Below are 6,923 nucleotides of genomic sequence, written 5' to 3'. Positions count from 1 at the left end.
TCACCCGTCCGCCGCTCGTCACCCGAGAGCAAGCTCTCTGTGCTACCGCTCGACTTGCATGTGTTAGGCCTGCCGCCAGCGTTCAATCTGAGCCATGATCAAACTCTTCAATTTAAGTTTGATGCTCGTGAATTAAACTTCGTAATGAATTACGTATGTTCACTCAGAGACTTGGTATTCATTTTTCGTCCGAGGACGTTAAGAATCCATGTCACTTTGAGTGCCCACACAGATTGTCTGATAAATTGTTAAAGAGCAGTGCCGCTTCGCTTTTCGCAGCGGCGCGGGGTGTGCATATTACGCTTTCCCGCTTCAGAGTCAAGCGTTTATTTACGCTATTCTCTGCTGACCTGGCGGCGTGTGTGCCGTTGCTCCGTGTCAGTGGAGGCGCATTATAGGGAGTTATTCCGACGTGACAAGAGGAAATTTAAAAAAAGTTTTCATCCGCGTTTTTTTTCACCACCAGAGGTGAAATCAAGCTACAAATTGTTCTATTTGATGTATCTGCAACCACAATCACATTCGAGGTGGCATAATTATCAGCATGAATCTTTAAGGAATAAAAGCGATGCCATTAAGCGCACAACAGCTGGCCGCCCAAAAAAACCTGTCGTACGTGCTGGCAGAAAAGCTGGCGCAGCGGATTTTAGCGGGTAAATATGCCCCCGGTAGCATCCTGCCGGGTGAGATGGAGCTGGGTGAGCAGTTTGGGGTGAGCCGTACCGCCGTGCGCGAAGCGGTGAAAACCCTGACGGCAAAAGGTATGGTGCTTCCACGTCCTCGCATTGGCACACGCGTAATGCCACAGAGTAACTGGAATTTTCTCGATCAGGAGCTGCTCTCCTGGTGGATGACGGAAGATAACTTTCATCAGGTCGTCGATCACTTTCTGGTGATGCGCAGCAGCCTTGAACCTCAGGCATGTCTGCTTGCCGCTACGCTGGGAACAGCAGAGCAGAAAGCGCAGCTTAACGCGTTGATGGAAGAGATGGTGTTCCTGAAAAAACACTTCAACCGCGAACGCTGGGTTGAGGTCGATATGGCCTGGCATGAACACATCTATATGATGAGCGCCAATCCGTTCCTTACCTCTTTTGCCTCTTTATTTCATTCGGTGTATCACACCTACTTTACCTCTATTACACAAAACGAAGTGGTAAAACTGGATTTGCATCAGGCGATAGTGGATGCCATCCAGGAAAGCGACGGGCAACGAGCCCTGAGTGCGTGCCAGGCATTGCTGGCCGCGCCAACCCACCAGCAGGTAAATAAATGACAAAGAAAAAAGCGCGCAGCATGGCCGGATTGCCGTGGATTGCAGCCATGGCGTTTTTTATGCAGGCACTGGATGCCACCATCCTCAACACCGCGCTTCCCGCTATTGCGCAAAGCCTCAACCGTTCCCCACTGGCGATGCAGTCCGCCATCATCAGCTACACCCTGACGGTGGCAATGTTAATACCGGTCAGCGGCTGGCTGGCCGACCGCTTTGGCACCCGCAGAGTTTTCATGCTGGCCGTAACGCTCTTTACGCTCGGTTCGCTGGCCTGTGCGCTCTCCTCATCATTAACAGAGCTGGTCATCTTCCGCGTATTGCAGGGCATCGGCGGCGCGATGATGATGCCCGTGGCGCGCCTTGCCCTACTGCGAGCCTACCCGCGCAGCGAATTACTTCCCGTGCTCAACTTCGTTACCATGCCAGGCCTTGTTGGCCCGATACTTGGCCCGGTCCTCGGTGGCGTGTTTGTCACCTGGGCAAGCTGGCACTGGATCTTCCTGATTAATATCCCAATTGGCGTTGCGGGGCTGCTGTATGCCCGCAAATATATGCCGAACTTCACCACGCCAAGGCGCAGCTTCGACATGGGCGGCTTTTTCCTGTTCGGCCTGAGCCTGGTGTTATTCTCCAGCGGGATGGAGCTGTTTGGCGAGAAGATCGTCGCAACGTGGATAGCGCTCTCCGTTATCCTGAGCGGTATTCTGTTATTTCTTCTTTATATACGTCACGCGCGCCGCCACCCGACACCGTTAATCTCCCTGGGGCTCTTTAACACCCGAACCTTTTCCGTAGGGATTGCAGGCAACATTGCGTCTCGTCTGGGGACGGGTTGCGTGCCGTTCCTGATGCCATTGATGCTGCAGGTGGGTTTCGGCTACCCGGCCCTGATTGCTGGCTGCATGATGGCGCCCACGGCAATGGGCTCGATTCTGGCAAAATCAACCGTTACGCAGGTGCTGCGCTGGTTTGGCTATCGTAAGACGCTGGTTGGCGTGACGGTCTTTATCGGTTTGATGATTGCGCAGTTTTCGCTGCAGTCCGCCGCGTTACCCGTCTGGATGCTGATCCTGCCGCTGTTTGTGTTGGGCATGGCGATGTCGACGCAGTTCACATCGATGAACACCATCACCCTCGCAGATCTGACTGACGAGAACGCCAGTAGCGGCAACAGCGTGCTGGCGGTAACGCAACAGCTGTCGATCAGTTTAGGGGTTGCCGTGAGTGCAGCGGTGCTGAGGTTTTATGAGGGTTTTGACAACGCAAATACCGTTGAGCAGTTCCACTATACCTTTATTACCATGGGCGCACTTACCGTGGTATCGGCGCTGGTCTTTATGCTGTTAAAACCGAAAGACGGCAGAAACCTGATTAAAGAGCGTCATAAAGAGAAAGCTAAACCGAACCGCGTTCCATCAGAACAGGAGTAAGCTGCAGGCGTTGTTGCTGCAGCGTGGGCTGCGCCATACGGTGGATCAACACATCTATGGCCAGCTCGCCCAGTTCATCCTTCGGCTGATGAATAGTAGTCAGCGGCGGCGTCATGTAGCGGGCAAGTTCAATATCATCGTAGCCAATCACTGCCATATCGTCCGGCACGCGTAGCCCCGCCCGGTACAACGCCTGATAGGCACCAAACGCCATCGCGTCGTTACCAATAAAGACCGCCTGCGGGCGCTGCGCTTGCGTCAGCAGTTTCTGCATTGCCTCGAAGCCACCGTTAAATTCGAAATCACCAGTGATCCGGTAGCCATCAGGAATGGCGAGCCCTGCTCGATCCATGGCGGAGAGATACCCTTCCAGACGCAAACGCGCCGGGGTTTTATCCAGCGGACCGGTAATACAGGCGATGCGGGTATAGCCTTTATCAATCAGATACTGAGTCGCCATATCACCACCCAGCAGGGAGTTATCCTGAATGAGATCGCTGGTTCCGTCGAATGGGGCCCAGTCCATCATCACAGTGGGAATAGAAGGATAGCGCTGGATGATCTCTTTCGAGGGCTGGTGCGTTTCGGTGCAGAGCAACAGTAGCCCGTCGACGCGTTTTTGCATCAGCGTCTCCAGGTTACGATTCATGCGCTGCTCGTCACCTTCGGTGTTACACAGCACCAGGCTGTAGCCGCGCTCGAAGCAGCTGCGCTCCACGCCGCGAACCAGTTCTGAATAAAAGGGGTTGGTACTGGCAGTGATCAGCATACCGATAGTACGCGTCTGATTGAGCTTAAGGCTGCGCGCCAGCGCAGACGGCGCATAGTTGAGTTCTTTTACCGCAGCTTCGACTTTTTCCCGAATCGCCTCGCTGACGAAGCGATCTTTATTAATGACGTGGGAGACCGTCGAGGTAGAAACGCCCGCCATACGGGCGACATCTTTCATTGTAGCCAAGCGTTACCCCTGCTGACTTAAGAATTCATCGATCTCTTTACGCCACGGAACGGAAGGCTGGGCGCCCTTGCGCGTCACCGCAATCGCGGCAGCGGCGTGAGCGAAGCGAATAGCGTCATCCATTTTCGTGCCTTCCAGCAGCGCGGTCACCAGTGCACCATTGAAGGTGTCTCCCGCTGCAATGGTATCAATCGCCTTCACCTTAAAGCCCGGCACACGACGGCCTTCGCCATTGACGCTTGCCCACACCCCACGGCTGCCAAGGGTGATAATTACGGTGCCGATGCCCTTATCATGCAGTGCACGCGCGGCTCGTGCGGCATCGTCATCATTTTCTACGCGAATGCCCGTCAGCTTTTCGGCTTCGGTTTCGTTCGGCGTAATGATGTCCACCAGCGCCAGCAGCTCGTCTGATAATACACGTGCTGGGGCCGGGTTCAGTACAACAGTGGTATGATTTTCATGTGCAATTTTTGCGGCGGCCAGCACGCTTTCAACCGGTGATTCCAGCTGCATGAGCAGGGCTTCCGCTCCGGCGATGATTGCACGTTGCGCTTCTACGCGCTCCGTCGTCAGCGCAGCGTTAGCCCCAGCATGAATACCGATGACATTCTCACCTTCAGCGTTGACGAAAATCAGCGCCACGCCGGTAGATTCCCCTGCAACAACGCTGACCGGTGCGATATCAACGTTGTCGCTCGCCAGCTGCTTGCGTACACGCTCACCGGTATCGTCATCACCCGTGCAGGCGATAAACGCAATATTCGCCCCACTGCGACCCGCGGCCACGGCCTGGTTGGCACCTTTACCGCCAAATGCCACCTGATAATGATTACCCGTGACGGTTTCGCCCGGTGCAGGGAACGATTCAAGGTTAAGAATGTGATCGGCATTGATACTGCCAAGGACGACGAGGTTGTCTGCGGTTTTCATGGTTGGGTTGTCCATCTGAGAGCGCCACCGGTGTTACCCGGTGGCGTATGCCACACTTTTCTTTTATTGGTGTCCCTCAGGCAGCCAGCGACTGCCTGATTCGCCTTTTACTGCTTGATGACCAGCTTCAGGTCAACCGGGTATTTAGCCTGAACTTTTTCGCCCTTCAGCACTTTGTCGGCAGTTTCAACGCCAGTGGCGCCAATCTGCTCAGGCAGCTGAGCGATGGTCGCAGCCAGTTTGCCATCGTTTACTGCTTTTTCACCATCCGGCGTGCCGTCAAATCCGACAACCATCACATCAGATTTACCTGCAGTCTGCAGAGCACGCAGCGCACCGAGCGCCATTTCGTCGTTCTGCGCGAAGACCGCCTGCACATCAGGGTGTGCGGTCAGCAGGTTCTGCATGACGTTCAGACCTTTGGTACGATCGAAGTCTGCTGGCTGGCTCGCCAGCACGTTGAATTTGTGTGCAGCCACAGCCTGCTGGAAGCCTTCGCCACGCTCGCGGGCGGCAGACGTACCGGCAATCCCCTGCAGTTCGATAACTTTCGCGCCTTCGCCAGCTTTCTTCGCGATGTAATCACCCGCGATTTTGCCGCCCAGCACGTTATCAGACGCAATGTGGCTCACCACGTCGCCTTTGGTTGCCTGACGGTCCAGGGTGATCACCGGAATTTTCGCCTGGTTTGCCATTTTAACGGCGTTACCTACGGCGTCAGAGTCGGTTGGGTTGATCAGCAGAATCTTGGTGCCACGAACGGTTAAGTCCTGAACGTTAGCCAGCTCTTTCGCCGGGTTGTTCTGTGAATCCAGCACCACCAGGTTATAGCCCAGCTTGTCCGCTTCTTTCTGCGCACCGTCCTTCAGGGAGACAAAGAACGGGTTGTTCAGGGTTGAGACAACCAGCGCGATGGTATCTTTCGCCATGGCGTTAGCACTTACGGTTGCGCTCAGCGCGACAGCGGAAACCAGGGTAGCCAGTTTTTTCATGTTCATATCTAAGATGTCCTGTAGTGTCGTCAGTTACTGTTTTTTGTTGTCTACCAGTACCGCCAGCAAAATCACCACTGCCTTAACGATCATCTGGTAATAGGAGGAAACACCTAACAAATTCAAACCATTATTCAGGAAACCGAGAATCAGTGCGCCGATCAATGTCCCAACAATGCGACCTTTACCGCCCGCAAGACTCGTACCGCCCAGAACCACTGCCGCGATAGCATCCAGCTCATACCCCGTACCCGCCGTCGGCTGCGCGGAAGAGAGGCGCGCCACTTCGATAATGCCCGCCAGTGACGCCAGCAGACCGCACAGGGAGTAGACGATAACTTTGACTTTATTAACGCTGATACCGGACAGGCGCGTTGCCGCTTCGTTACCGCCCAGCGCATAGATATAACGACCCAGACGGGTATGGTGCAGCATGTACCACGCCGCCAGGAAGACAATAGCCATGATCCAGACCGGCGTCGGGACACCCAGCGGGCGACCGATACCGAACCAGCCAAACAGTTCGGCGTTATCGGTGAAGCCGGTATTGACCGGGCTGCCGTTGGTATAAACCATGGTCACCCCGCGCAGCAGCAGCATCATCACCAGCGTGGCGATGAATGCCTGAACGCGACCTTTTGCCACAATCACGCCGGTGACGGCGCCAATCGCGGCCCCTGCCGCCAGGGCCGCGGCCACGGCCACCAGCGCGTTGACTTCAATCCCGACAAGCGAAGCGGCGATCGCGCCGGTAAGGGCCAGCAGGGAACCGACGGACAGATCGATACCTGAGGTCAAAATTACCAGCGTCATGCCGACCGCCATAATGGCATTCACCGACGTCTGCTGCAGAATGTTGAACAGGTTATTAACGGTGAAAAAGTTCGGGCTCATGGTCGATACAATCGCGATCAGCACCAGCAGGGCAATCAGCGATTTTTGTTCCATCAGCCACGCCTTTGTGAAATAGCGGCGACCAGAAACAGCCTGGGTAGTCATCTTCTTACTCCTGATTCACGCGATTAAGCTTGCCCACAGCGGCAGCCATCAGAACTTCCTGGGTGGCCTGCTCGCGAGTGAATTCACCGCCGAGATGCCCTTCATGCATAACGATAATGCGATCGCTCATGCCTAATACTTCTGGCATCTCGGAAGAGACCAGAATGATGCTCAGACCGTCGGCCTTAAACTGGTTAATCAGCTGATAGATCTCTTTCTTCGCGCCCACGTCCACGCCGCGGGTTGGCTCGTCGAGGATCAGCACTTTCGGGCGCGTCATCAGCCCGCGCGCAATCGCCACTTTCTGCTGATTCCCGCCGGACAACAGGCCAATC

7 protein-coding genes and 1 rRNA gene are annotated in these 6,923 nt (G+C 55.0%); 2 read left to right on the top strand and 6 right to left on the bottom strand.

Annotated elements, in window-relative coordinates:
* A 16S ribosomal RNA gene (locus ACWYRJ_RS20060) occupies positions 1-114 on the bottom strand; the annotation flags it as partial.
* A 454-nt stretch (positions 115-568) separates the two neighbouring features.
* Between ACWYRJ_RS20060 and ACWYRJ_RS20055 the strand changes: the two genes are divergently transcribed.
* Positions 569-1,276, top strand: a complete 708-nt coding sequence (locus ACWYRJ_RS20055; RefSeq protein ID WP_023309775.1) for a FadR/GntR family transcriptional regulator — start codon at positions 569-571, stop codon at positions 1,274-1,276.
* On the top strand, positions 1,273-2,706 hold the full coding sequence (mdtD, locus tag ACWYRJ_RS20050) for a multidrug transporter subunit MdtD (protein WP_223580799.1): 1,434 nt from the start codon (positions 1,273-1,275) through the stop codon (positions 2,704-2,706). The genes ACWYRJ_RS20055 and mdtD overlap by 4 nt, the downstream gene beginning before the upstream one ends.
* Here the strand turns inward: mdtD and rbsR are convergent.
* The 5 genes from rbsR to ACWYRJ_RS20025 all read right to left on the bottom strand — a co-directional run.
* Entirely contained in the window at positions 2,672-3,664 is a 993-nt protein-coding gene (rbsR, locus tag ACWYRJ_RS20045) for a ribose operon transcriptional repressor RbsR (RefSeq protein WP_455508497.1), read from the bottom strand. The genes mdtD and rbsR overlap by 35 nt on opposite strands.
* 3 nt (positions 3,665-3,667) lie before the next feature.
* Positions 3,668-4,597 (bottom strand): ribokinase, encoded by a 930-nt coding sequence (gene rbsK, locus ACWYRJ_RS20040; protein ID WP_249576808.1) that lies wholly within the window; start codon positions 4,595-4,597, stop codon positions 3,668-3,670.
* Between the two features lie 107 nt (positions 4,598-4,704).
* Entirely contained in the window at positions 4,705-5,595 is an 891-nt protein-coding gene (rbsB, locus tag ACWYRJ_RS20035; protein WP_008503498.1) for a ribose ABC transporter substrate-binding protein RbsB, read from the bottom strand.
* 27 nt (positions 5,596-5,622) lie between these two features.
* Positions 5,623-6,588 (bottom strand): ribose ABC transporter permease, encoded by a 966-nt coding sequence (gene rbsC / locus ACWYRJ_RS20030; protein WP_455508496.1) that lies wholly within the window; start codon positions 6,586-6,588, stop codon positions 5,623-5,625.
* A gap of 4 nt (positions 6,589-6,592) precedes the next feature.
* On the bottom strand, positions 6,593-6,923 hold a 331-nt coding region (locus ACWYRJ_RS20025; protein WP_455508495.1), incomplete at its 5' end, for an ATP-binding cassette domain-containing protein.

It is taken from the genome of Enterobacter sp. (assembly GCF_977039595.1).
The sequence above is the reverse complement of the archived record's forward strand: the minus strand, read 5'-3'. Positions and strand labels throughout refer to the sequence as shown.

What these genes read in the sequence shown, in the direction of transcription:
- ACWYRJ_RS20055 (WP_023309775.1), top strand. Translation starts at nt 569, where the DNA reads ATGCCATTAAGCGCACAACAGCTGGCCGCCCAAAAAAACCTGTCGTAC.
- rbsC (WP_455508496.1), bottom strand. Translation starts at nt 6,588, where the DNA reads ATGACTACCCAGGCTGTTTCTGGTCGCCGCTATTTCACAAAGGCGTGG.
- mdtD (WP_223580799.1), top strand. Translation starts at nt 1,273, where the DNA reads ATGACAAAGAAAAAAGCGCGCAGCATGGCCGGATTGCCGTGGATTGCA.
- rbsK (WP_249576808.1), bottom strand. Translation starts at nt 4,597, where the DNA reads ATGAAAACCGCAGACAACCTCGTCGTCCTTGGCAGTATCAATGCCGAT.
- rbsB (WP_008503498.1), bottom strand. Translation starts at nt 5,595, where the DNA reads ATGAACATGAAAAAACTGGCTACCCTGGTTTCCGCTGTCGCGCTGAGC.